The 24826-nt window shown below is 57.7% G+C and carries 19 protein-coding genes and 1 riboswitch; of the genes, 14 read left to right on the top strand and 5 right to left on the bottom strand.

What is annotated here, in order from left to right:
• Positions 1 to 158: 158 nt before the first annotated feature.
• The gene (leuO, locus tag ACHH0Z_RS11395) at positions 159 to 1103 is read right to left on the bottom strand and encodes a transcriptional regulator LeuO (protein ID WP_025912169.1); all 945 of its coding nucleotides are present in this window, start codon (positions 1101 to 1103) and stop codon (positions 159 to 161) included.
• A 606-nt stretch (positions 1104 to 1709) separates the two neighbouring features.
• On the opposite strand from leuO, the gene leuL reads away from it, so the two are divergent.
• The 5 genes from leuL to leuD all read left to right on the top strand — a co-directional run bounded on the left by leuL (position 1710) and on the right by leuD (position 6569).
• On the top strand, positions 1710 to 1796 hold the full coding sequence (leuL, locus tag ACHH0Z_RS11390) for a leu operon leader peptide (protein WP_071530973.1): 87 nt from the start codon (positions 1710 to 1712) through the stop codon (positions 1794 to 1796).
• Between the two features lie 91 nt (positions 1797 to 1887).
• A complete protein-coding gene (gene leuA / locus ACHH0Z_RS11385; protein ID WP_021240530.1) occupies positions 1888 to 3459 on the top strand; it encodes a 2-isopropylmalate synthase in 1572 nt (523 codons plus the stop codon).
• The gene (gene leuB / locus ACHH0Z_RS11380; protein ID WP_021240531.1) at positions 3459 to 4550 is read left to right on the top strand and encodes a 3-isopropylmalate dehydrogenase; all 1092 of its coding nucleotides are present in this window, start codon (positions 3459 to 3461) and stop codon (positions 4548 to 4550) included. Before leuA ends, leuB begins: the two co-directional genes overlap by 1 nt.
• 2 nt (positions 4551 to 4552) lie before the next feature.
• Positions 4553 to 5953, top strand: coding sequence for a 3-isopropylmalate dehydratase large subunit (gene leuC, locus ACHH0Z_RS11375; protein WP_008501999.1), 1401 nt, complete (start codon positions 4553 to 4555; stop codon positions 5951 to 5953).
• 10 nt (positions 5954 to 5963) lie between these two features.
• Positions 5964 to 6569: a 3-isopropylmalate dehydratase small subunit gene (gene leuD / locus ACHH0Z_RS11370; protein WP_023324149.1), complete on the top strand. Its 606-nt coding sequence runs from the start codon at positions 5964 to 5966 to the stop codon at positions 6567 to 6569.
• A 58-nt stretch (positions 6570 to 6627) separates the two neighbouring features.
• Here leuD and ACHH0Z_RS11365 read toward each other — a convergent pair whose 3' ends face one another.
• Both ACHH0Z_RS11365 and sgrT read right to left on the bottom strand, forming a co-directional pair.
• Entirely contained in the window at positions 6628 to 7806 is a 1179-nt protein-coding gene (locus tag ACHH0Z_RS11365) for a sugar efflux transporter (protein WP_032654857.1), read from the bottom strand.
• Between the two features lie 120 nt (positions 7807 to 7926).
• Entirely contained in the window at positions 7927 to 8079 is a 153-nt protein-coding gene (gene sgrT / locus ACHH0Z_RS11360; protein WP_008502002.1) for a glucose uptake inhibitor SgrT, read from the bottom strand.
• An 88-nt stretch (positions 8080 to 8167) separates the two neighbouring features.
• On the opposite strand from sgrT, the gene sgrR reads away from it, so the two are divergent.
• The 4 genes from sgrR (at position 8168) to thiQ (ending at position 13243) form a co-directional block, all read left to right on the top strand.
• Positions 8168 to 9823 carry an HTH-type transcriptional regulator SgrR gene (gene sgrR / locus ACHH0Z_RS11355; RefSeq protein WP_045406418.1) on the top strand — a complete coding sequence of 552 codons (1656 nt, stop codon included), beginning with the start codon at positions 8168 to 8170 and terminating at the stop codon, positions 9821 to 9823.
• A 36-nt stretch (positions 9824 to 9859) separates the two neighbouring features.
• Positions 9860 to 9960: riboswitch (TPP riboswitch) on the top strand.
• Between the two features lie 31 nt (positions 9961 to 9991).
• Positions 9992 to 10975, top strand: a complete 984-nt coding sequence (gene thiB, locus ACHH0Z_RS11350) for a thiamine ABC transporter substrate binding subunit (protein WP_023345430.1) — start codon at positions 9992 to 9994, stop codon at positions 10973 to 10975.
• Positions 10951 to 12561, top strand: a complete 1611-nt coding sequence (thiP, locus tag ACHH0Z_RS11345) for a thiamine/thiamine pyrophosphate ABC transporter permease ThiP (protein ID WP_045406416.1) — start codon at positions 10951 to 10953, stop codon at positions 12559 to 12561. The genes thiB and thiP overlap by 25 nt, the downstream gene beginning before the upstream one ends.
• On the top strand, positions 12545 to 13243 hold the full coding sequence (gene thiQ, locus ACHH0Z_RS11340) for a thiamine ABC transporter ATP-binding protein ThiQ (RefSeq protein ID WP_025912163.1): 699 nt from the start codon (positions 12545 to 12547) through the stop codon (positions 13241 to 13243). Before thiP ends, thiQ begins: the two co-directional genes overlap by 17 nt.
• 28 nt (positions 13244 to 13271) lie before the next feature.
• On the opposite strand, the gene ACHH0Z_RS11335 is transcribed toward thiQ, so the two are convergent.
• Complete coding sequence (locus ACHH0Z_RS11335; protein WP_008502007.1) at positions 13272 to 14039, bottom strand: DedA family protein; 768 nt, start codon at positions 14037 to 14039, stop codon at positions 13272 to 13274.
• Positions 14040 to 14167: 128 nt separating this feature from the next.
• On the bottom strand, positions 14168 to 15013 hold the full coding sequence (araC, locus tag ACHH0Z_RS11330) for an arabinose operon transcriptional regulator AraC (RefSeq protein ID WP_023293301.1): 846 nt from the start codon (positions 15011 to 15013) through the stop codon (positions 14168 to 14170).
• Between the two features lie 337 nt (positions 15014 to 15350).
• Here araC and araB point away from each other — a divergent pair, with 337 nt between their 5' ends.
• From araB to rapA, 5 genes are all read left to right on the top strand, one after another.
• On the top strand, positions 15351 to 17060 hold the full coding sequence (gene araB, locus ACHH0Z_RS11325) for a ribulokinase (protein ID WP_045406414.1): 1710 nt from the start codon (positions 15351 to 15353) through the stop codon (positions 17058 to 17060).
• Positions 17061 to 17070: 10 nt separating this feature from the next.
• Positions 17071 to 18573 (top strand): L-arabinose isomerase, encoded by a 1503-nt coding sequence (gene araA / locus ACHH0Z_RS11320; protein WP_023293303.1) that lies wholly within the window; start codon positions 17071 to 17073, stop codon positions 18571 to 18573.
• Positions 18574 to 18661: 88 nt separating this feature from the next.
• A complete protein-coding gene (gene araD / locus ACHH0Z_RS11315; RefSeq protein ID WP_008502011.1) occupies positions 18662 to 19357 on the top strand; it encodes an L-ribulose-5-phosphate 4-epimerase in 696 nt (231 codons plus the stop codon).
• A gap of 74 nt (positions 19358 to 19431) precedes the next feature.
• Positions 19432 to 21789: a DNA polymerase II gene (polB, locus tag ACHH0Z_RS11310; RefSeq protein WP_045406411.1), complete on the top strand. Its 2358-nt coding sequence runs from the start codon at positions 19432 to 19434 to the stop codon at positions 21787 to 21789.
• Positions 21790 to 21917: 128 nt separating this feature from the next.
• Positions 21918 to 24818: an RNA polymerase-associated protein RapA gene (rapA, locus tag ACHH0Z_RS11305; protein ID WP_045406409.1), complete on the top strand. Its 2901-nt coding sequence runs from the start codon at positions 21918 to 21920 to the stop codon at positions 24816 to 24818.
• Positions 24819 to 24826: the final 8 nt, after the last annotated feature.

The following is a 24826-nucleotide window of genomic DNA, read 5'->3' as shown; positions in this document are numbered from 1 at the left end:
TGTGATAAATCATCGCTGAAAAGCAGGACAATGCAGGAAATCATCTATTTTTGCGTGCCGAAGAGCCGCCCGAAAAAAAGACTCACAGAACAAAATAGCAACTATCCAAAAAAACTCAGGATAAATCACATGATCCGATGCGATTTATCCCGATGCGTTTACCGGCGACAGATACCAACCAGCAACTCTTCCATCCACTGGTGTCCTTTATCCCGTCCGGCCGCTTCATGCCAGGAGAGATAACAGGTTCGGCTATTTAACTTAAGCGGCAATGGCAAAATTTGCAGATTTAATGGGTCAGAAAACTCTTCTGCCAGCCAGCGCGGTGCAATCGCCACCAGCTGTGTCTGGGAGACCACGTTTAATACGCTGACCATAGCCATGCCCTGATAAGCCACGCAAGCCTGTTTATCCGCAGTGTCATACCACGGCAGGCTAAAGGAAGCATATCTGTCGAGAGCAACAACGGCGTGCTGTTCGTTATAAACATCGTGTTCTCGCAGCGGAGAATTCAGACGTGGGTGTTTTTTACTGGCGACAAGAACCATTTCATCTTTAAAGAGCGGCACGCAGGAAAATTCCGGACGACGGAACTCTTCATACCCCAGCACGAATTCGATCTCCTGATAGCGTAACTGATGTTCCGTGTTTTGATTCAGGGATGATTTAAAAACCAGATTGATATTTGGTGCGATTTCTTCAACTTTATTATAAATAATCGACGTTAAATAATTATCTAATGGACTGCAGACACAAAGATGGAATACGCGCTCGCTGCTCAAGGGTTCAAAGCCCGATCCCGGCAGCTCATTTTGCACCAACTGCAACGCCTGGCGGATGGAACCGAACAGCTGGAATGCGCGTGCCGTAGGCTGGATCCCCCTCCCGTAACGAACGAATAATTCGTCGTTAAACATGAGCTTGAGTCTGGCAACGGCATTACTCACAGCAGGTTGCGACATCCCCAACGCCTGGGCGGCACGGGTGATATTCTGTTCCTGCATGACCGCATCAAACACCGTCAGAAGATTAAGATCCACCGTGCGTAACTGCGGTTTAATCCCATCAGTAGCTTGAGGTTGTTTAATATTATTTTCTGGCACTTCTGACTCCACTGTCACGCTAAACTCCCTTTGCCAACGTACGCTAATCATCTCGAAAAATATGATTTATCATGCAAATACGATCAGCGAAAGAGAATTATTTAAAATTCAGAATATATAAAGACGCTATATAAACGAAAAGAAAATAGCGCAAATGATATGTTTGACTTTAGGATTGAAATGAAACCATAAACCAAACAAATACACAATGACCGCCAGGTTAATGATGACTTAAGTATTATTAAACTGTTATCGCCACCGCTCTGCAGTTAGTTAATAACATGTTATCTCTTTTCGTTTTTCAGCGAAGCGCAATAGATTCACCATAATTATAACTTAATGATATTAAAACCCTTTACGTACAGAACATTCTCAGTAACGTGCGTCACTCATTTGAAACAATTATATTTATTTGTTTCTGCAACTGTTTTCTTCAGTCCAAAATTAGACAATTAGTCGGGTCGTAAAAGCCAAAACCAGCACAATTAGCTAAAGTAATTATCCTGCTGATTACGCCCGTCGGGCCCGTTTTTATCATCAGGGGTTGACATCAACTGGCGTATCCAGTACCACTAAAAGCATATTGAATTTAACGGAGCACGATTCATGATTCGCACCATTCGTTTCACCGGTCTACTACTACTAAACGCATCCACTGTGCGCGGTAGACTGGCGGGCGAAATTCAGCGTTGAATCGTCACCAGTAAGACTAAAAACCCGCGCCACTGCGCGGGTTTTTTTATGCTCGTAGCAAGGCGCCCTAAGACTGACAAGGACCTAACCCATGAGCCAGCAAGTCATTATTTTCGATACTACTTTACGTGACGGTGAACAGGCATTACAGGCAAGCCTGAGTGTAAAAGAGAAACTGCAGATCGCGCTGGCTCTCGAACGTATGGGTGTCGACGTGATGGAGGTGGGTTTCCCGGTCTCGTCTCCGGGTGATTTCGAATCCGTCCAGACTATCGCCCGCACCATTAAAAACAGCCGCGTGTGCGGTCTGGCACGCTGTGTTGAAAAAGATATCGACGTCGCGGCTGAGTCGCTGAAAGTGGCCGAAGCGTTCCGTATCCACACCTTTATTGCCACCTCACCTATGCACATCGCCACCAAGCTGCGCAGTACGCTGGATGAGGTGATTGAACGCGCGGTATATATGGTGAAACGCGCACGCAACTACACCGATGACGTTGAATTCTCCTGTGAAGATGCGGGCCGCACGCCGATTGAAGATCTGGCCCGTGTGGTGGAAGCCGCCATCAATGCCGGCGCCAAAACCATCAACATCCCTGATACCGTCGGCTACACCATGCCGTTTGAGTTCGCCAATATCATCACCGGCCTGTATGACCGCGTACCGAACATTGATAAAGCGATTATCTCCGTCCACACCCACGATGATTTGGGTCTGGCCGTGGGCAATGCCATCGCAGCCGTCCACGCTGGCGCGCGTCAGGTAGAAGGCGCGATGAACGGTATCGGTGAACGCGCGGGCAACTGCTCGCTGGAAGAAGTGATCATGGCGATCAAAGTGCGCAAAGACATCATGGATGTGCACACCCGCATCAATCACAACGAGATCTGGCGCACCAGCCAGACCGTCAGCCAGATTTGCAACATGCCGATTCCGGCCAACAAAGCGATCGTCGGCACGGGCGCCTTCGCGCACTCCTCCGGTATTCACCAGGATGGCGTGCTGAAGAACCGTGAAAACTACGAAATTATGACCCCGGAATCCATTGGCCTGAATCAGGTCCAGTTGAACCTGACCTCCCGTTCCGGCCGTGCGGCGGTGAAGCACCGCATGGAAGAGATGGGTTATAAGGACAGCGATTACAACATGGATCAGCTGTACGACGCTTTCCTGAAGCTGGCCGATAAAAAAGGTCAGGTGTTCGACTACGACCTGGAAGCGCTGGCCTTTATTAACAAGCAGCAGGAAGAGCCAGAGCACTTCCGTCTGGATTACTTCAACGTGCAGTCCGGCTCCAGCGACATCGCCACTGCCTCTGTCAAGCTGGCCTGCGGTGATGAAATTAAGGCCGAAGCGGCGAACGGAAATGGCCCTGTGGATGCCATTTATCAGGCGATCAACCGCGTCACCGAGTACGACGTTGAGCTGGTGAAATATGACCTGACGGCCAAGGGCCACGGCAAAGATGCGCTGGGCCAGGTCGACATTGTTGTGACCCACAATGGCCGCCGTTTCCATGGCGTGGGCCTGGCGACCGATATCGTTGAATCCTCCGCGAAAGCGATGGTGCATGTGCTGAACAACATCTGGCGCGCCGCCGAAGTCGAAAAAGAGTTGCAACGCAAAGCTCAGAATAAAGAGAACAACAAGGAAACCGTGTAATGTCGAAGAATTACCATATTGCTGTGTTACCGGGCGACGGTATTGGCCCGGAAGTGATGGCACAGGCGCTGAAAGTACTGGAAGCCGTTCGCGCGCGTTTTGCGATGAAAATCACCACCAGCCACTACGATGTGGGCGGTATTGCGATTGATAACCACGGTACGCCACTGCCGAAAGCGACCGTGGAAGGCTGTGAAAATGCCGATGCCGTGCTGTTTGGTTCCGTCGGTGGCCCGAAGTGGGAACACCTGCCGCCTGCAGAGCAGCCAGAGCGCGGCGCGCTGCTGCCGCTGCGTAAACATTTCAAGCTGTTCAGCAACCTGCGTCCGGCGAAGCTGTATCAGGGCCTGGAAGAGTTCTGCCCGCTGCGCGCGGATATCGCCGCCAACGGCTTCGACATTCTGTGCGTGCGTGAACTGACCGGCGGGATCTATTTCGGTCAGCCAAAAGGGCGCGAAGGCAGCGGCCAGCATGAGAAGGCGTTCGACACTGAGGTGTATCACCGCTTCGAAATTGAACGTATCGCCCATATCGCCTTTGAGTCAGCGCGCAAGCGCCGCCATAAAGTGACCTCCATTGATAAAGCGAACGTGCTGCAGTCTTCCATCTTGTGGCGCGAGATCGTCAGCGAAGTCGCGAAGCAGTACCCGGACGTTGAGCTGTCGCACATGTACATCGACAACGCGACGATGCAGCTGATCAAGGATCCGTCTCAGTTTGACGTCCTGCTGTGCTCCAACCTGTTCGGCGACATTTTGTCAGACGAGTGCGCGATGATCACCGGCTCTATGGGCATGCTGCCATCCGCCAGCCTGAATGAAGAAGGTTTTGGCCTGTACGAGCCGGCAGGCGGTTCCGCGCCGGATATTGCGGGCAAAAACATCGCTAACCCGATTGCGCAGATCCTCTCTCTGGCCCTGCTGCTGCGCTACAGCCTGGATGCAGGCGATGCAGCAACCGCAATTGAAAATGCCATTAACCGGGCGTTAGAAGAAGGCGTTCGTACCGGTGATTTATCACGCGGCGCGGCGGCAGTCAGTACCGATGAAATGGGCGACATTATTGCCCGCTATGTCGCTGAAGGGGTGTAATCATGGCCAAAACGTTATACGAAAAATTGTTTGATGCGCACGTTGTCTACGAGGCACCAAACGAAACCCCACTGCTGTACATTGACCGTCATCTGGTACACGAAGTGACCTCTCCTCAGGCATTTGACGGCCTGCGCGCGCACAAGCGCCCGGTACGTCAGCCGGGTAAAACCTTCGCGACGATGGATCACAACGTTTCCACCCAGACCAAAGACATTAATGCCTCGGGTGAGATGGCGCGTATCCAGATGCAGGAGCTGATCAAGAACTGCAACGAATTTGGCGTTGAGCTGTACGATCTGAACCACCCCTATCAGGGCATCGTTCACGTGATGGGGCCAGAGCAGGGAATTACCCTGCCGGGCATGACCATCGTCTGCGGCGACTCCCATACCGCAACCCACGGCGCGTTTGGCGCCCTGGCGTTCGGGATTGGCACGTCTGAAGTTGAACACGTGCTGGCGACGCAGACCCTGAAGCAGGGCCGCGCCAAAACGATGAAGATTGAAGTGAAGGGCAAGGCGGCACCTGGCATTACCGCGAAAGACATCGTGCTGGCGATCATCGGTAAAACCGGCAGCGCAGGCGGTACCGGCCACGTCGTTGAATTCTGCGGCGACGCGATTCAGGCGCTGAGCATGGAGGGTCGCATGACCCTGTGCAATATGGCCATTGAGATGGGTGCCAAAGCCGGTCTGGTCGCGCCAGATGAAACGACCTTCAACTATGTGAAGGGCCGTCTGCACGCGCCGAAGGGCCAGGATTTTGACGACGCGGTAGCGTACTGGAAAACCCTGAAAACCGACGACGGGGCAACGTTTGATACCGTTGTCACGCTGCAGGCAGAAGAGATTGCCCCTCAGGTGACCTGGGGAACCAACCCGGGCCAGGTAATTTCCGTCAACGACGCCATTCCCGATCCGGCCTCCTTCGCCGATCCTGTCGAGCGCGCCAGTGCGGAAAAAGCGCTGGCCTATATGGGGCTGAAACCCGGCGTACCGTTGACCGACGTGACCATTGATAAGGTATTTATCGGCTCCTGCACCAACTCCCGTATCGAAGATTTGCGTGCGGCGGCAGAGATTGCCAAAGGCCGTAAAGTCGCACCGGGCGTGCAGGCGCTGGTGGTTCCAGGCTCCGGTCCGGTGAAAGCCCAGGCGGAAGCCGAAGGTCTGGATAAGATCTTTATCGAAGCAGGCTTCGAGTGGCGCCTGCCTGGCTGCTCCATGTGCCTGGCCATGAACAACGATCGCCTGAATCCGGGTGAGCGCTGTGCCTCCACCAGCAACCGTAACTTTGAAGGCCGTCAGGGCCGCGGTGGGCGCACCCATCTGGTCAGCCCGGCAATGGCCGCCGCTGCGGCAGTCACCGGTCATTTCGCCGACATTCGCAGCCTGAAATAAGGAGACAATCATGGCAGAGAAATTTACCCAACATACGGGCCGTGTTGTCCCGCTGGACGCCGCTAACGTTGATACGGACGCGATCATTCCTAAGCAGTTTTTGCAGAAGGTGACCCGCACCGGCTTTGGCGCGCACCTGTTCAACGACTGGCGTTTCCTGGACGATAAAGGCGAGGTGCCTAATCCGGAATTCGTTCTGAACTTCCCGGAGTACAAAGGCGCATCCATCCTGCTGGCGCGGGAAAACTTTGGCTGTGGTTCATCCCGTGAACATGCGCCGTGGGCGCTCACGGACTACGGCTTTAAAGTGGTCATTGCCCCCAGCTTCGCGGATATCTTTTATGGCAACAGCTTCAACAACCAGCTGCTGCCGGTGACGCTGAGCGACGAACAGGTCGATGAATTGTTCGCGTTGGTTAAGGCAAATCCGGGCATGTCGTTTGAAGTGGATCTGGAAGGGGAAGTGGTGAAAGCCGGGGATAAAACCTACAGCTTCAGCATTGATGCCTTCCGTCGCCACTGCATGCTGAACGGTCTGGACAGCATTGGTTTGACGCTCCAGCACGAAGACGCCATCTCCGCGTACGAGAAAAAACAGCCTGCGTTTATGGGCTAAAGACAATGGCCCGCAAAAAGCGGGCCATTGATTTGTTTCGTAAAGCCGCCTTCCAGAATCAGACATCCTTAACCCGGCAAGTCAGCCCAAGCGTAACCACCGAAATCGCGGCAATCACCCAGTAAACTGAGCCATGCCCGTAACTTTGCGCCAGCGCCCCCTGAATCACCCCCGCCAGGATCACTCCGGTCGAAATGCTGTTGGTAAAAAGCGTGGTCGCCGACCCGGCGCGGCCCGGCATTAAATCCTGGAACCAGAGCATGCCGATCCCGGCAACGATGCCAATAAACACAGCATTAAACAGCTGCAGCGCAAGCAGCGCTTCACGCGAATGGAAAAGGATCAGTCCCGCGTAAAACAGCACCCCGGCCGCCACGGCGACGATCATCATCCGACGCTTCCCAAAGCGCTTAACGTAATAGCCCGCCAGAATCATCGCCGGAATTTCCAGCCCGGCAGCGGTGCCCATTAAGATCCCCGCGAGCTTGTCCGGTAAGCCCAGATCGCTGCTGATCCACAGCGGCATGTCGATGATGTACATGGTGTTGCAGGTCCACATCAGCGTGGAGGCAATAAACAGCATGCGGACGTTTTTGTCCTGCCAGCCGCTCACCTGGGTGAGCGGTTTATCCGCTGTCTGTTCGACGCGCGCCACGGACGGCAGTGCGAAGGCAATCAGCGCCAGGCTGATGACAAAAATCCCGGCCGCGATTGAGAACATCGCGGTAAAGCCGTAGTTCAACGCCAGCATGAAGGCCAGCGGCGGGCCAATGACCCACGCCAGCGAGAGCTGGGCACGCATCACCGAGCTGAACATCACCACTTCCCGCGCCGAGCTATCCGCGTATTCCCGGGCCAGCGCAAACAGCTGCGGCATGGCGGTATTCGCAAGAGAGGCCAGCAGCACGCCGCAGGTAATGAGCGTCAGGTAATGACGATTGAAAGCAAAGAGCAGCGCGTTGCCCACGGCCATGGCGCAGCAAAAGAGGATCAGCTTACGACGATCGCCCTGGCTGTCCGATCGCTTCGCCAGCGCGAGGCTGACCAGGATCCCGGCTATCGCGTTGACGGTATAAAACAGCCCCACCCAGAACGGCTGTGCCCCCACCTCGCGGCTGAGAAACAGGCTCAGCGTCGGTGCCTGCAGCGCCCCCGCCACGCCCATCATAAAGGCCACCAGCATAAAAGCGGCATACACGCCGTTCAGGCGTCGCCCCATCGTCATCAACCACAGCATGCGCAAGTCCTTGTGAAAGCGAATCGAAATTGGGTGAAAGAATAAACGAAAAAAGCCAGCAAAAACATTTTGCTGGCGGGTGATTAGCACCAATACTCAGTCACACATGATCGAGGCGAGTCAGCGAGAAGAGGCCGGTTTCGTAACGTCCCACTGCATCAGTTCTTCTAACATTTTCAGCCGTTGCTCTGCACACGGGCGGGCCAGCCAGGACGATCCTTTTGTCGCTGAAAAGTACTGCTGATAAAACTGACGTGCGGTAGACCTCTTCATCATTTACCTCCTCGCTTCATCGGGAAGCATTATTGGCCTAATATAGGGATTAATAAATTGCTGGTTTTTTGTCAGGAGTTCCTCTTTTATGCCTTCCGGTCGTCTGCAGCAACAATTTATCCGCCTCTGGCAGTGCTGCGAGGGGCAATCGCAGGAAACCACGCTCAACGAGCTGGCTGACCTGCTTAGTTGTTCCCGCCGCCATATGCGCACGCTGCTCAATACCATGCAGCAGCAGGGGTGGTTAAGCTGGGAAGCGGAGGCGGGACGCGGGAAACGCTCGCGGCTGACCTTTCTCTACACCGGGCTGGCATTGCAGCAGCAGCGTGCAGAAGACCTGCTCGAGCAGGACCGCATCGATCAGCTGGTCCAGCTGGTGGGCGACAAGGCCGCCGTGCGCCAGATGCTGGTCTCCCATCTCGGACGCAGTTTTCGTCAGGGCCGACACATTCTGCGGGTGCTCTACTACCGTCCGATGAAAAATCTGTTGCCCGGCACGGCGTTACGGCGTTCTGAAACCCACATGGCCCGACAAATCTTCAGCGGCCTGACGCGGATAAATGAGGAAAACGGGGAACTGGAGGCGGATATCGCGCACCACTGGCAACAGCTTTCCCCGCGCCACTGGCGCTTTTTCTTACGCCCCGGCATCCACTTTCACCACGGTCGCGAACTGGAGATGCACGACGTCATCGCCTCTCTGGAACGCGCCCGCAGGCTGCCGCTCTACTCGCATATATCGCGCATCCACTCCCCCACGGCCTGGACGCTGGATATCGAGCTGGCGCAGCAGGACAAGTGGCTTCCCTGGCTGCTGGGCTATGTGCCGTCGATGATTTTGCCTGCCGAGTGGGAATCTCTGAACAATTTTGCCAGCCTGCCGATTGGCACCGGGCCCTACTCCGTCTCCCGCAATAACAGCAACCAGCTGAAAATCCGCGCGTTCGATGACTACTTTGGCTATCGGGCGCTGATCGACGAAGTGAACGTGTGGGTATTGCCGGATCTCAATGAAGACCTGAGCTGCGGGCTGACGCTTGAAGGCCCCACCACCGGAGAAAAGGCCGTGGAGAGCCGCCTGGAGGAGGGCTGCTACTATCTCCTCTTTGACCGCCGCACCCACCGTGGGGCAAACCCGGCTGTCCGCAAGTGGATCAGCCACGTGCTGTCTCCTTCCAATCTTATCTACCATGCGGAAGACCAGTACCAGACATACTGGTTCCCGGCGTACGGCCTGCTTCCGCGCTGGCACCATGCCCGACCAACGCGCTGCGACAAGCCCGCAGGGCTGGAGTCCATCACCCTGACCTACTACCGCGATCATGTTGAGCATCGTTTTATCGCGAGGATCATGACCCGCCTGCTGGCAGCGGAGGGAGTCAGGCTGGACATCAGGGAAGTGGACTATGACGAATGGCATCAGGGGGAAATCGCCAGCGATATCTGGCTGAACAGCGCCAACTTCACCCTGCCGCTCGATTTTTCCCTCTTCTCGCATTTGTATGAAGTCCCGCTGATCCAGCACTGCATCGACCGGGACTGGCAGCAGGATGCCGCCCTGTGGCGTGCGGGCGAGATGAATCTTGCCGTATGGTGCCAGCAGCTGCTGGCCGAGCAGGCGATCGTCCCGCTGATCCACCACTGGCTGATGATCCAGGGCCAGCGCAGCATGCGCGGCCTGCGGATGAACACCCTGGGCTGGTTTGATTTTAAATCCGCCTGGTTTGCGCCCCCGGAGCCATAACGCTTTCGTAATATTCACCAAATCATTACAATAGCGCCGTTCTCAACGGGGTGCTGCATCACAGATGTGCGCTGAGATAATACCCGTCGAACCTGATCCGGATAACGCCGGCGAAGGGATTTGAGGCTGTCGCTCAAAATCCTTTGCCACTCAACCCTGAGGTGCAAAGTGTTAAAAAAAGTTCTCCCCCTGCTGGCGCTGTTCGCGCTGCCCGCTTTAGCCAAGCCCGTTCTGACGGTCTACACCTACGACTCCTTCTCTGCCGACTGGGGCCCTGGCCCGGTCGTCAAAAAAGCCTTTGAAGCCGACTGCAACTGCGAGCTGAAGTTCGTGGCGCTGGAAGATGGCGTTTCGCTGCTCAACCGCCTGCGCATGGAAGGCAAAAACAGCAAGGCCGACGTGGTGCTCGGACTGGATAACAACCTGCTGGAAGCCGCCTCGCAAACCAAACTCTTTGCCAAAAGCGGCGTCGCGGCAGAGGCCGTTAACGTGCCGGGCGGCTGGAAGAACGACACCTTTGTGCCGTTCGACTACGGCTACTTTGCTTTCGTCTACGATAAAAACAAGCTGAAAAACCCGCCGAAGAGCCTGAAAGAGCTGGTGGAAAGCGACCAGAAGTGGCGCGTGATTTACGAAGACCCGCGGACCAGCACGCCGGGCCTGGGCCTGCTGCTGTGGATGCAGAAAGTCTACGGCGATAAGGCGCCGGAAGCGTGGCAGAAGCTGGCCGCCAAAACCGTCACCGTAACCAAAGGCTGGAGCGAAGCCTATGGCCTGTTCCTGAAAGGCGAAAGCGATCTGGTGCTGAGCTACACCACCTCCCCGGCCTACCACATTATCGCTGAGAAGAAAGACAACTATGCTGCGGCTGATTTTGCGGAAGGGCACTATCTGCAGGTGGAAGTGGCCGCGCGTACCGCCGCCAGCAAACAGCCGGAACTGGCCGAGAAGTTCCTGAAGTTTATGGTTTCACCGGCATTCCAGAACGCCATTCCAGCGGGCAACTGGATGTATCCGGTCACCAGCGTTGCGCTGCCTGCAGGTTTTGAACAGTTGACCAAGCCGAAAACCTCGCTGGAGTTTACGCCGCAGCAGGTCGCCGCGCAGCGTGCCGCATGGGTAAGTGAATGGCAACGCGCCGTCAGCCGTTAATTCCCGGCTGGTTACTCCCCGGATTGCTCGCCGCCGTCGTGATGGTGGCGGTCAGTCTGGGAGCCTTTCTTGCGCTGTGGTTTAACGCACCGGAGAGCGACCTGCTCGCCCTCTGGCACGACAGCTACCTCTGGCACGTTATCCGGTTCTCCTTCTGGCAGGCGTCTCTTTCTGCCCTGCTGTCGGCGATCCCGGCTATTTTTCTTGCTCGCGCGCTCTATCGGCGGCGTTTCCCCGGCAGGCAGGCCCTGCTGCGCCTGTGCGCCATGACGCTGATCCTGCCGGTTCTGGTGGCCGTTTTTGGCATTCTGAGTGTCTACGGTCGTCAGGGCTGGCTGGCCTCGCTGTTCGGCCAGCTTGGTATTGAGTGGTCATTCTCGCCTTACGGACTGCAGGGCATTCTGCTGGCGCACGTGTTTTTCAATATGCCGATGGCAACGCGCCTCTTTTTGCAGGCGCTGGAGAACATTCCCGGCGAGCAGCGGCAGATTGCCGCCCAGCTCGGCATGCGCGGCTGGTCGTTCTTCCGTTTTGTCGAATGGCCGTGGCTGCGCCGCCAGCTCCCGCCCGTGGCGGCATTAATCTTTATGCTCTGCTTTGCCAGCTTTGCCACCGTGCTGTCACTTGGCGGCGGGCCGCAGGCCACCACCATTGAGCTGGCGATTTACCAGGCGCTGAGTTACGACTACGATCCCGGTCGCGCCGCACTGCTGGCGATAGTCCAGATGGCGTGCTGTCTGGTGCTGGTGCTGTTGAGCCAGCGGCTGAGTAAAGCCATTCCCGCAGGTAGTCATCAAATAACCGGCTGGCGCGATCCGCAGGACAGCCTGCACAGCCGCATCAGCGATGTTATCCTGATCGCGCTGGCGCTGCTGCTGTTGCTGCCGCCGCTGCTGGCCGTTATCGTTGACGGCCTGAACCTCAATCTTATATCCGTCCTGCAACAGCCCGTTCTCTGGCAGGCGACCTGGACCTCGGTACGCATAGCGCTGGCTGCCGGACTGCTGTGCGTTATGCTGACCATGATGCTGCTGTGGAGCAGCCGTGAGCTCTACGCCCGCCAGGCGCAAAAAGCCGGACAAATGCTGGAACTGACGGGCATGCTGATACTGGCGATGCCGGGGATCGTGCTGGCAACGGGCTTCTTTTTACTGTTCAACAGCACCCTCGGCCTGCCGGAAAGGGCCGATGGCATTGTGATTTTCACTAACGCCTTAATGGCCATCCCCTACGCGCTTAAGGTGCTGGAAAACCCGATGCGCGACGTCAACAGCCGCTACGGTTTGCTGTGTCAGTCGCTGGGCATGCAGGGCTGGCAGCGGCTGAAGGTTGTGGAACTGCGCGCGCTAAAACGTCCGCTTGCTCAGGCGCTGGCGTTTGCCTGCGTGCTCTCCATTGGAGACTTTGGGGTCGTGGCGCTGTTCGGTAATGACGATTTCCGCACGCTGCCGTACTGGCTTTATCAGCAAATCGGCTCTTACCGCAGTCAGGACGGCGCGGTCACCGCGCTGTTACTGCTGCTGCTGTGCTTTGCCTTATTTACCGTTATCGAAAAACTCCCGGGGCGTGATGTTAAAACTGACTGATGTAACCTGGCTCTATCAGCATCTGCCGATGCGCTTTACGCTCTCCGTTCAGCAGGGCGAGCGGATTGCGGTGCTTGGCCCAAGCGGTGCCGGGAAAAGCACCTTGCTCAATTTGATCGCCGGTTTTCTGCAACCTGCCAGCGGGTCGATAGCCATCGATAATCGTGATTTCACCAACGCCCCTCCGGCTAAACGCCCTGTGTCGATGCTGTTTCAGGAAAACAACCTGTTTACCCACCTGACGGTGCGGCAAAACATCGCGCTGGGAATGCATCCGGGGCTCAGGCTGAACGATGCCCAACGCGAAAAACTTGAAGTGATTGCCGCACAGATGGGGATCGCTGAATTTATCGACAGGCTGCCGGGCGAGCTCTCCGGCGGCCAGCGTCAGCGCGTGGCGCTGGCGCGTTGTCTGGTGCGCGAGCAGCCGCTGCTGCTGCTGGATGAGCCCTTCTCGGCGCTCGATCCCGCGCTGCGCCAGGAGATGCTCGCCCTGGTGCAGGAGGTCTGCCAGCGCCAGCAGCTGACGATGCTGATGGTGTCGCACAGTATCGAAGATGCCGCACGGATTGCGCCGCGATCGGTGGTGATCGCGGAGGGACGCATTTTGTGGGATGGAGCAACAGAAGCATTAATGAGCGGAAAAGAAAGCGCTTCTGGATTATTGGGTATAAAACCGTAGGCCGGGCAAACGCAGTGCCGCCCGGCGCTTAACGGCTCACAACTTTCAACAGGATCTCACCGTACACCGGCATCAGCGGGTGGCGAATCAGCGCCACAAGCGCCACCACGGCCACACCCAGCGTCAGCGGGGCCAGCCACAAAAGACGAGAGCGCGGAAGATAGCGCGTCAGGCGATCGACGCTCGCTTTCGCGCTGCGCCACAGGCGCCAGCAGAGCCAGACCGCCAGCCACAGCAGGACCGCCGTGCCCAGCAGCAGCCACTTAAACTCACCGCTTTGCATACCGTCAGGAATATCAATCGCCGCACCGGCCAGAATACCCGGCAGGAAGTAGAACGGCGGCCAGAAGACGCAGCCGATAATGTTCGGCACCACAAATTTCGCGACGGGCAGATCCAGCATCCCGGCCACCATCGGCACCAGCGGACGCGTTGGCCCAACAAAGCGGCCCACGAGGATGGTAAACATGCTGTGCTGGTGCAGCGCATGCTCGGTTTTATCGAGCAACGCTTTGTTCTTTTTCATGAACGACCAGCGGTGCAACGGCTTCTTAAAGCGCCAGCCCAGCCAGAAGGAGATCCAGTCCCCCAGCAGACAGCCGATAATCCCGGCCAGCCATGCCTGCCAGAAATTGACCTCACCGCTGCCGATCAACGCCCCAAGCCCCGCCATCATCACGGTGCCGGGCAGGATTAACCCGACAAGGGCCAGCGATTCCAGAAACGCCACCAGCGCCACGGCGATGAGCGAGTACATAACGGACTGGGTAATAAAGTGTTCCAGCAATGCCTGCATAACTATTCCGGTCAGAAAACGAATCAGCGATTCTGCTTAGCGCCCCGCACCGCGTCAAGGCAACAATTGTCTGAATAGTTTACAAGTTGCTTCCCGCATTCACCTGTTTGTTTATCTTTTTTTACCGTTTATTCACATCCCGCGCGGAATTCACTGGGGCTGGCACCGGTGCATTTTTTAAATACGCGGGAGAAATAGAGCTGATCCTCAAAGCCCACGTTGCGCCCCACGGTGGCGATGGGCATCCGGGTGGTGCTGAGCAGCAGCTTCGCCTGGCTGATGCGCTGATCCTCGCGCCAGCTCAACACGCTGACGCCAAGCTGCTGGCGGAACAGGTGCGACAGCCGCGACGGCGACAGGCAGACGTGCTGGGCGACGCTGGCAATATCAAACTGGCTATCGGCCAGGTGGTCGCTGATGTACTGGCAGGCGTCGCGCACGCGGTTATCCAGCGGCGGATTCAGCGACGCGTTAATCGCCTCCATCCGCCGCAGCAGCAGCTGTTCAAGGAGGTTTATCGCCAGCAGTTCGGCATAGCGTCCACCAGCCTGCCCCGCCTCGATAATCTGCGCAAAAAGCTCGCGAAACTGCGCCAGATGCACCTCATCCGGGCGATAAAACCCGGTGTGTGCAAAAATAGCCGGCCAGGAAAGCCACTCCTGCCAGTAGGCGCGCGGACGGAAGTAGACCCACTGGTGATACCACTCTTTGGCATCCGGATGACGGCCATAGTGGTGGATCTCCCCCGGCGGGAACAGCAGGATATCCCCCGGGCGGCAGACGAACTGCTGGTCACCGTTCTTGATGATCCCTTCCCCCCGCACGGTCAGGTTGAGGATATACCCTTTCATCCCGAGCGGTCGGTCGACGTAAAAGTCGAGATATCCCTCAGCCTCGATAGGGGTCAGCCCCGCCACAAGGTGCGCGTTAAACGAGTATCCCGGCAGCAGGGGATCGTTCTGCGTTTCGGCCATAGATTCAGTTCTCCCAAGGGTCCTGAAGGAAACCAATTGTCCATATCACTAAATGCAGGTTAAAAATGGCCCGCGAAAAGATCCAAAAAGCATCACGCCGCTTTTACGTCCGCCATGTTTCAGCCTTTCCCCCTGATTTCTCCGCCAGAGCAGGCAGATAACCAGTAACAAAAGTGTCTATAAGTGCGGCAGAAATGTCCACATTGAATATTTGCACGGCGTCACACTTTCCGTTGTAACAGCAATTTAGTCCATAAGATTAGCGGATCCTGCCTGACGACTTTTGTCCCCAGTCTCTAATGTTCTTCCATACCTGTTTTTTCGATGGAGCAACACCATGGCAATTGCGATTGGCCTCGATTTTGGCAGCGATTCAGTTCGCGCGCTGGCAGTGGACTGTACGTCCGGCCAGGAGATAGCAACCAGCGTTGAGTGGTATCCGCGCTGGCAAGAGGGGCGCTACTGCGATGCGCCAAACAACCAGTTCCGTCACCACCCGCGGGACTACATCGAGTCGATGGAAGCGGCGATCAAAACCGTTCTGGCGGACCTGACCGACGCCCAGCGGGCCGATGTTGTGGGGATTGGCGTCGACAGCACCGGCTCTACGCCTGCCCCTGTCGATGCCGAAGGCCACGTGCTGGCACTGCGCCCGGAGTTTGCCGACAACCCGAACGCCATGTTCGTGCTGTGGAAAGACCATACCGCCGTGGAAGAGGCCGAAGCCATCACCCGCTTATGCCATCAGCCGGGCAAAACGGACTACTCACGTTATATCGGCGGGATTTACTCCAGCGAGTGGTTCTGGGCCAAGATCCTGCACGTCACCCGCGCGGACGCGTCTGTCGCACAGGCAGCGGCGTCATGGATTGAGCTATGCGACTGGGTTCCCGCCCTGCTCTCCGGCACCACGCGCCCGCAGGATATCCGCCGCGGCCGCTGCAGCGCCGGGCATAAATCCCTGTGGCATGAAAGCTGGGGCGGCCTGCCTCCGGCCGCGTTCTTTGATGAGCTCGACCCGATCATCAACAAGAGCCTGTCATACCCGCTGTTTACCGACACCTTCACCGCCGATATTCCCGTCGGCACCCTCTGCGAAGAGTGGGCGACGCGTCTCGGCCTGCCGCAGAACGTAGCTATCTCCGGCGGCGCGTTTGACTGCCATATGGGCGCCGTGGGCGCGGGCGCACAGCCAAACACGCTGGTCAAAGTGATCGGCACCTCCACCTGCGACATCCTGACGGCAGATAAAGCCACCGTCGGCGACCGCGCGGTAAAAGGCATCTGCGGCCAGGTTGACGGCAGCGTGGTGCCGGACTTTATCGGCCTCGAAGCCGGTCAGTCCGCGTTTGGCGATATCTACGCCTGGTTTGGCCGCGTGCTCGGCTGGCCGCTGGATCGGCTGGCGGCGTCACATCCTGAACTGAAAACCCAGATCGCCGAGAGCAAAAAGCAGCTCCTGCCGCAGCTTACCGACGCCTGGGCCAAAAATCCGTCTCTCGACCACCTCCCGGTGGTGCTGGACTGGTTTAACGGCCGCCGCACGCCGTTTGCCAACCAGCGCCTGAAAGGGGTGATTACCGACCTCAACCTGGCGACCGACGCGCCTGCGCTGTTCGGCGGTCTGATTGCCGCCACCGCCTTCGGCGCCCGCGCGATTATGGAGTGCTTCACCGAGCAGGGCATCGACGTGAACAACGTGATGGCGCTGGGCGGCATCGCCCGTAAAAACCCGGTGATCATGCAGGCCTGCTGCGACGTGCTGAACCGTCCGCTCCAGATTGTGGCCTCCGATCAGTGCTGCGCGCTGGGGGCGGCAATTTTCGCCGCCGTAGCCGCTGGCGTCCATGCGGATATCCCCACCGCGCAGCAGCATATGGCGAGTGCCGTCGAAAACACCCTTCAGCCGCGTGCCCAGCAGGCACAACGCTTTGAACAGCTTTATCAGCGCTACCAGCAATGGGCAAAAAGCGCCGAACTTCACTATCTCCCTGTCGCCGCCCCGGCCAAAAGCACCGCGGACACTACGGCAACCCTGACCCATTAAGGACACGATGATGACCATTTTTAATAACTATGAAGTGTGGTTTGTGATTGGCAGCCAGCATCTTTACGGACCGGAAGCGCTGCAGCAGGTAACGAAACACGCGGAGCACGTCGTTAACGCGCTGAACGCGGAAGCCAAACTGCCGTGCAAACTGGTGCTGAAACCGCTGGGCACGACGCCGGACGAAATCACCCACATCTGCCGCGACGCCAACTACGACGATAAATGCGCCGGTCTGGTGGTGTGGCTGCACACCTTCTCACCGGCAAAAATGTGGATCAACGGCCTGTCTATCCTCAACAAACCGCTGCTGCAGTTCCATACCCAGTTCAACGCCTCCCTGCCGTGGGACAGCATCGACATGGACTTTATGAACCTGAACCAGACCGCACACGGCGGCCGCGAGTTCGGCTTCATCGGCGCGCGTATGCGTCAGCAGCACGCGGTGGTCACCGGCCACTGGCAGGATGGCAAGGCGCAACAGCGTATCGGCGCCTGGATGCGTCAGGCGGTCTCTAAGCAGGATACCCGCCACCTGAAAGTGGTGCGTTTCGGCGACAACATGCGTGAAGTGGCGGTCACAGACGGCGATAAAGTCGCCGCGCAGATCAAGTTCGGCTTCTCAGTGAATACCTGGGCCGTGGGCGATCTGGTGCAGGTGGTGAATGACATCAGCGATGGCGACGTGAGCGCGCTGGTGGACGAGTACGAAAGCAGCTACCGCCTGACGCCTGCGGCACAAATCAACGGCGACAAGCGTCAGAACGTGCTGGATGCGGCGCGCATCGAACTGGGCATGAAGCGCTTCCTGCAACAGGGCGGTTTCCACGCCTTTACCACCACTTTTGAAGATCTCCACGGTCTGAAACAGCTGCCGGGTCTGGCAGTACAACGTCTGATGCAGCAGGGCTACGGCTTTGCCGGCGAAGGCGACTGGAAAACTGCCGCTCTGCTTCGCATCATGAAGGTGATGTCGACCGGTCTGCAGGGCGGCACCTCCTTTATGGAGGATTACACCTACCACTTCGAAAACGGCAATGACCTGGTGCTCGGCTCGCACATGCTGGAAGTGTGTCCTTCCATCGCGGTAGAGGAAAAACCGATCCTCGACGTGCAGTACCTCGGCATCGGCGGTAAAGCCGATCCGGCGCGTCTGATCTTCAACACCCGCACGGGCCCGGCCATCAACGCCAGTCTGATCGACCTCGGCGATCGTTTCCGCCTGCTGGTGAACTGCGTCGATGCGGTTGAAACGCCACACTCCCTGCCGAAACTGCCGGTCGCCAACGCCCTGTGGAAAGCACAGCCTGACCTGCCAACCGCCTCTGAGGCCTGGATTCTGGCCGGCGGCGCGCACCACACGGTGTTCAGCCACGCGCTGGATCTGAACGACATGCGTCAGTTCGCCGAGCTGCATGATATCGAGCTGACCGTCATTGATAACGATACCCGCCTGCCCGCCTTCAAAGACGCGCTGCGCTGGAACGAAGTCTATTACGGTTCAAAACGCTAAGCCCTGAATGCCCGGTGGCACCGCGTTTACCGGGCCTACGGTTCTGTAGGCCGGATAAGCGAAGCGCCATCCGGCACTGGAGACAACAATGTTAGAAGAGCTCAAACGCCAGGTGCTCGAAGCCAACCTGGCGCTGCCGAAACATAATCTGGTCACCCTGACCTGGGGCAACGTCAGCGCCGTTGACCGCGATAAAGGCGTGTTTGTGATCAAGCCTTCCGGCGTCGATTACGCGGTGATGACGGCGGACGATATGGTGGTGGTCAGCATCGAAACGGGTGAAGTGGTGGAAGGGAACAAAAAGCCCTCCTCCGATACGCCAACCCACCGGTTGCTGTACCGCTCATTCCCAACCATCGGCGGTATCGTGCATACCCATTCACGCCATGCCACCATCTGGGCGCAGGCGGGCCAGTCCATCCCGGCGACAGGCACCACCCACGCGGACTACTTCTACGGCACCATTCCCTGCACGCGTCTGATGACCGATGCGGAGATCAACGGTGAGTACGAGTGGGAAACGGGCAACGTCATTGTCGAAACCTTCGAAAAACAGGGCATCGACGCCGCGCAGATGCCCGGCGTGCTGGTGCACTCCCACGGCCCGTTCGCCTGGGGTAAAAACGCAGAAGACGCGGTGCATAACGCCATCGTGCTTGAAGAGATCGCCTATATGGGGATCTTCTGTCGACAGCTGGCGCCGCAGCTGCCGGACATGCAGCAGACCCTGCTCGATAAGCATTATCTGCGCAAGCACGGCGCGAAGGCCTACTACGGGCAGTAAACTGTATATAAACCCAGCATTAAAATCTTAACCAGGCTATAATCAGGCCTGGTTTTGTTTTATGGGATAACGGCGTGGCGCAGGCGCAAGAAGGCTTTTTACTGACCCGACACTGGCGGGATACGCCTCAGGGCACCGAGGTTGAATTCTGGCTGGCAACGGACAACGGCCCGCTGCAGGTGACGCTGCCGCCGCAGGAGTCCGTGGCGTTTATCCCAGAGCCGCACGTCGAAAAAGTGAAACAGTTGCTGCGCGGTGAAAACGGCTGGCGCATTACCCCGCTTGAACTGAAAGATTTCCACCGTCAGCCGGTTTACGGCCTCTACTGTCGCGCCCATCGTCAGCTGATGCGCTATGAAAAACTGCTCCGTGAAGCAGGCGTGACGCTCTACGAAGCGGATATCCGCCCACCCGAACGCTTTCTGATGGAGCGGTTTATTACCGCGCCCGTCTGGGTCGATGGTTCTCCGCAAAATGGCGGTCTCATCAACGCGCGGCTAAAGCCTAACCCACATTACCGCCCGCCGCTGAAGTGGGTCTCCCTGGATATCGAAACCACCCGTCACGGCGAACTGTACTGTATAGGACTTGAAGGCTGCGGCGATCGGGTTGTCTATATGCTCGGGCCACCGAATGGTGATGCCTCCGCGCTGGATTTCCGGCTTGAGTATGTTACCAGCCGGCCGCAGCTGCTGGAGAAGCTCAACCAGTGGTTTGCCGACTTCGATCCCGACGTTCTGATCGGCTGGAATGTGGTGCAGTTCGACCTGCGCGTGCTGCAAAAACACGCCGAGCGTTACCGCATCCCGCTGATGCTCGGGCGCGGCAACAGCGAGCTTGAGTGGCGCGAACACGGTTTTAAGAACGGCGTTTTCTTCGCACAGGCGAACGGCCGCCTGATTATCGACGGCATCGAGGCGCTCAAGTCCGCCTTCTGGAACTTCTCGTCATTCGCCCTCGAAGCGGTGGCGCAGGAGCTGCTTGGCGAAGGCAAATCCATCGACAACCCCTGGGACAGAATGGACGAGATCGACCGGCGCTTTAACGAAGACAAGCCCGCGCTCGCCACCTATAACCTGAAAGACTGTGAGCTGGTCACGCGGATTTTCCACAAAACCGAGATCATGCCCTTCCTGCTGGAGCGCGCGACGGTGAACGGACTCGCGGCGGACAGGCACGGCGGCTCCGTGGCGGCCTTTAGCCACCTCTATTTTCCCCGAATGCACCGGGCAGGATACGTTGCCCCCAACCTCGGGGACGTGCCGCCGCAGGCCAGCCCCGGCGGGTACGTCATGGATTCCCGACCAGGATTGTATGACTCCGTTCTGGTCCTGGACTACAAAAGCCTCTACCCGTCGATAATTCGCACCTTCCTGATCGATCCCGTCGGGCTGGTTGAGGGGCTGGCCCAGCCGGATGATGAACACAGCACCGAAGGCTTCCTCGGCGCACGCTTCTCGCGGGAAAAACACTGCCTGCCCGACATCGTAGGCAACATCTGGCACGGCCGCGACGAGGCCAAGCGCCACGGCAACAAGCCCCTCTCACAGGCGCTGAAAATCATCATGAACGCCTTCTACGGGGTGCTGGGCACCAGCGCCTGTCGCTTCTTCGACCCTCGGCTGGCGTCGTCGATCACGATGCGCGGGCACGAGATCATGCGCCAGACTAAAGCGCTGATTGAATCCCGGGGCTATGACGTCATCTACGGCGACACGGACTCCACCTTTGTATGGCTTAAGGGCGCGCATTCCGAAGACGATGCCGCGCAAATCGGCAAAGCGCTGGTTGCCTTCGTGAACGACTGGTGGCAGGAACATCTGCAGAAAGTGCGGTTAACCAGCGCGCTGGAGCTGGAATTTGAAACCCATTTTGCCCGCTTCTTAATGCCCACCATCCGCGGTACCGATCAGGGCAGCAAGAAGCGCTATGCCGGGCTGATTCAGGAAGGCGACGCGCAGCGGATGGTCTTTAAAGGGCTCGAGACAGTGCGTACCGACTGGACGCCGCTGGCCCAGCAGTTCCAGCAAACGCTCTATCTGCGGGTATTTCGCAATGAGCCGTATCAGGACTACGTGCGCGAGACGATAGCCAGCCTGATGGCAGGCGAACTTGACGCGCAGCTGGTGTATCGCAAACGCCTGCGCCGCCCGCTCGCGGAGTACCAGCGTAACGTTCCTCCGCACGTTCGCGCCGCGCGCCTCGCGGACGAAGAAAACGTCCGCCGTGGCCGCGCGCCGCAGTATCAGAATCGGGGAACCATCAAATACGTCTGGACGATAAACGGTCCGGAACCGGTGGATTATCAGCACTCGCCTCTGGATTATGAACACTATCTGACGCGTCAGCTTCAGCCGGTTGCCGACGGAATTTTGCCCTTCATCGACGATGATTTTGCTACACTAGTGACAGGGCAACTTGGCCTATTTTGACGCGTGACGAAATGGCTGCCATCCAGTACCATAGCGCCCTTTCCATTCCCGGACCCATTTTTCGATGACCGTCTTTTTTGACGGTGGTCGAACTATTGCCTGCAATTAAAGATTAGAGCCGAACAACTATGCCTTTTACACTTGGTCAACGCTGGATCAGCGATACAGAAAGCGAACTTGGATTAGGAACCGTCGTTGCCGTTGATGCGCGCATGGTTACCCTCCTCTTCCCTGCCACCGGTGAAAACCGCCTGTACGCCCGCAATGACTCCCCTGTAACCCGCGTGATGTTTAATCCGGGTGACACCGTGACCAGCCACGACGGCTGGCAGCTCAAGATTGAAGACGTAAAAGAAGAGAATGGACTGCTCGCCTACATCGGCACTCGCCTGGACACCGACGAGGCCAATGTCATCCTGCGCGAAGTGCTGCTCGACAGCAAGCTGGTGTTCAGCAAGCCGCAGGACCGCCTGTTTGCCGGGCAAATCGACCGTATGGATCGCTTCTCCCTGCGCTATCGCGCGCGTAAGTTCCAGAGTGAACAGTACCGCATGCCCTGGAGCGGCCTGCGCGGCCAGCGCACCAGCCTGATCCCCCACCAGCTGAACATCGCCCATGACGTGGGCCGTCGCCATGCGCCGCGCGTGCTGCTGGCAGATGAAGTGGGCCTGGGTAAAACCATCGAGGCGGGCATGATCCTGCACCAGCAGCTGCTTTCCGGCGCTGCCGAGCGCGTGCTGATTGTGGTGCCAGAAACCTTACAACACCAGTGGCTGGTTGAGATGCTGCGCCGCTTTAACCTGCGTTTCTCTCTGTTCGATGACGAACGCTACGCCGAAGCCCAGCACGATGCGGACAACCCGTTTGAAACCGAACAGCTGGTGATTTGTTCTCTCGACTTCGTGCGCCGCAGCAAGCAGCGTCTTGAGCATCTGTGCGATGCCGAGTGGGACCTGATGGTCGTCGACGAAGCGCACCACCTGGTCTGGAGCGAAGACGCGCCGAGCCGCGAATATATGGCTATCGAGCAGCTTGCCGAGCGCGTGCCTGGCGTCCTGCTGTTGACCGCTACGCCGGAACAGCTGGGTCTGGAAAGCCACTTCGCCCGTCTACGCCTGCTCGATCCAAACCGTTTCCACGACTTCGGGCAGTTTGTGGAAGAACAGAATAACTACCGTCCGGTTGCAGATGCCGTCGCGCTGCTGCTGGCGGGCAAGCGTCTTTCTGATGACGAACTCAACACCCTGAGCGATCTGATTGGCGAGCAGGATATCGAGCCGCTGCTGCAGGCCGCTAACAGCGACAACGCGGAATCCGCGCGTAAAGAGCTGATCGACATGCTGATGGATCGCCACGGCACCAGTCGCGTCCTGTTCCGTAACACCCGTAACGGTGTGAAAGGGTTCCCGAAACGCGAGCTGCATACCATTAAGCTGCCGCTGCCGACGCAGTATCAGACGGCAATTAAAGTTTCCGGCATCATGGGCGCGCGCAAAACGCAGGAAGAGCGCGCCCGCGACATGCTCTACCCGGAACAAATCTACCAGGAATTTGAAGGCGATACCGGCACCTGGTGGAACTTCGATCCGCGCGTAGAGTGGCTGATGGGCTACCTGACCGCGCACCGCTCCCAAAAGGTGCTGGTGATCTGCGCCAAGGCGGCCACCGCGCTGCAGCTGGAGCAGGTCCTGCGCGAGCGCGAAGGCATTCGCGCCGCCGTGTTCCACGAAGGCATGTCCATCGTTGAACGCGACCGCGCTGCTGCGTGGTTTGCCGAAGAGGACAGCGGCGCTCAGGTTATGCTGTGTTCTGAAATCGGTTCTGAAGGCCGTAACTTCCAGTTCGCCAGCAACCTGGTGATGTTCGATCTGCCGTTCAACCCGGATCTGCTGGAGCAGCGTATTGGCCGTCTGGATCGTATCGGTCAGGCGCACGATATTCAGATCCACGTGCCGTATCTGGAAAAAACGGCCCAGTCCGTGCTGGTGCGCTGGTTCCACGAAGGTCTGGATGCGTTTGAACATACCTGCCCGACGGGCCGCACCATTTACGATCAGGTGCACGGCGATCTGATCGGCTATCTGGCCGCGCCGGAAAACACCGACGGCTTTGACGATCTGATTAAGTCCTGCCGCGAGAAGCACGACGCGCTGAAAGCGCAGCTTGAACAAGGCCGCGACCGCCTGCTGGAGATCCACTCCAACGGCGGGGAAAAAGCGCAGGCGCTGGCTGAGAGCATTGAAGAGCAGGATGATGACACCAGCCTCATCAGCTTCTCCATGAACCTGTTCGACATCGTTGGCATTAACCAGGACGACCGCGGCGAGAACCTGATTGTCCTGACCCCGTCCGATCACATGCTGGTGCCAGATTTCCCGGGCCTGCCGGAAGATGGCTGCACCATCACCTTCGAGCGTGATGTGGCGCTGTCCCGCGAAGATGCTCAGTTCATCACCTGGGAACACCCGCTGATCCGTAACGGGCTGGATCTGATCCTCTCTGGCGATACCGGCAGCAGCACCATCTCGCTGTTGAAAAACAAGGCGCTGCCCGTAGGCACGCTGCTGCTGGAGCTGATCTACGTTGTGGAAGCGCAGGCGCCGAAACAGCTGCAGCTCAACCGCTTCCTGCCACCAACGCCGGTGCGTCTGCTGCTGGATAAAAACGGCACGAACCTCGCAGGACAGGTTGAATTTGAGAGCTTCAACCGCCAGCTGAGCGCGGTGAACCGCCATACCGGCAGCAAGCTGGTCAATGCGGTGCAGCAGGACGTGCATGCCATTCTCCAGCAGGGTGAAACCCAGATTGAAAAAGCGGCCAGAGCGCTGATTGACGCCGCGCGCAGTGAAGCTGACGAGAAACTGTCTGCAGAGCTGTCGCGTCTGGAGGCGTTGAAGGCCGTGAACCCGAACATTCGTGACGACGAGCTGGCGGCGATTGAAAGCAACCGTCAGCAGGTGCTGGAAAGCCTGGATCAGGCAAGCTGGCGTCTGGATGCCCTGCGTCTTATCGTTGTGACGCATCAGTAAACGGAGCG

This window comes from Enterobacter cloacae complex sp. 2024EL-00227, assembly GCF_043945315.1.
Taxonomy (GTDB): Bacteria; Pseudomonadota; Gammaproteobacteria; order Enterobacterales; family Enterobacteriaceae; genus Enterobacter; species Enterobacter roggenkampii.
Note: the sequence above shows the minus strand (reverse complement) of the source record. Positions and strands in the feature narration are given on the sequence as shown.

Coding starts and splice junctions, on each gene's coding strand:
- leuD (WP_023324149.1), top strand. CDS start 5,964: ATGGCAGAGAAATTTACCCAACATACGGGCCGTGTTGTCCCGCTGGAC.
- leuL (WP_071530973.1), top strand. CDS start 1,710: ATGATTCGCACCATTCGTTTCACCGGTCTACTACTACTAAACGCATCC.
- leuB (WP_021240531.1), top strand. CDS start 3,459: ATGTCGAAGAATTACCATATTGCTGTGTTACCGGGCGACGGTATTGGC.
- sgrT (WP_008502002.1), bottom strand. CDS start 8,079: ATGAAGAGGTCTACCGCACGTCAGTTTTATCAGCAGTACTTTTCAGCG.
- ACHH0Z_RS11335 (WP_008502007.1), bottom strand. CDS start 14,039: ATGCAGGCATTGCTGGAACACTTTATTACCCAGTCCGTTATGTACTCG.
- thiQ (WP_025912163.1), top strand. CDS start 12,545: ATGTTAAAACTGACTGATGTAACCTGGCTCTATCAGCATCTGCCGATG.
- araB (WP_045406414.1), top strand. CDS start 15,351: ATGGCAATTGCGATTGGCCTCGATTTTGGCAGCGATTCAGTTCGCGCG.
- leuC (WP_008501999.1), top strand. CDS start 4,553: ATGGCCAAAACGTTATACGAAAAATTGTTTGATGCGCACGTTGTCTAC.
- araC (WP_023293301.1), bottom strand. CDS start 15,013: ATGGCCGAAACGCAGAACGATCCCCTGCTGCCGGGATACTCGTTTAAC.
- araA (WP_023293303.1), top strand. CDS start 17,071: ATGACCATTTTTAATAACTATGAAGTGTGGTTTGTGATTGGCAGCCAG.
- ACHH0Z_RS11365 (WP_032654857.1), bottom strand. CDS start 7,806: ATGCTGTGGTTGATGACGATGGGGCGACGCCTGAACGGCGTGTATGCC.
- thiP (WP_045406416.1), top strand. CDS start 10,951: ATGGCAACGCGCCGTCAGCCGTTAATTCCCGGCTGGTTACTCCCCGGA.
- rapA (WP_045406409.1), top strand. CDS start 21,918: ATGCCTTTTACACTTGGTCAACGCTGGATCAGCGATACAGAAAGCGAA.
- leuA (WP_021240530.1), top strand. CDS start 1,888: ATGAGCCAGCAAGTCATTATTTTCGATACTACTTTACGTGACGGTGAA.
- araD (WP_008502011.1), top strand. CDS start 18,662: ATGTTAGAAGAGCTCAAACGCCAGGTGCTCGAAGCCAACCTGGCGCTG.
- sgrR (WP_045406418.1), top strand. CDS start 8,168: ATGCCTTCCGGTCGTCTGCAGCAACAATTTATCCGCCTCTGGCAGTGC.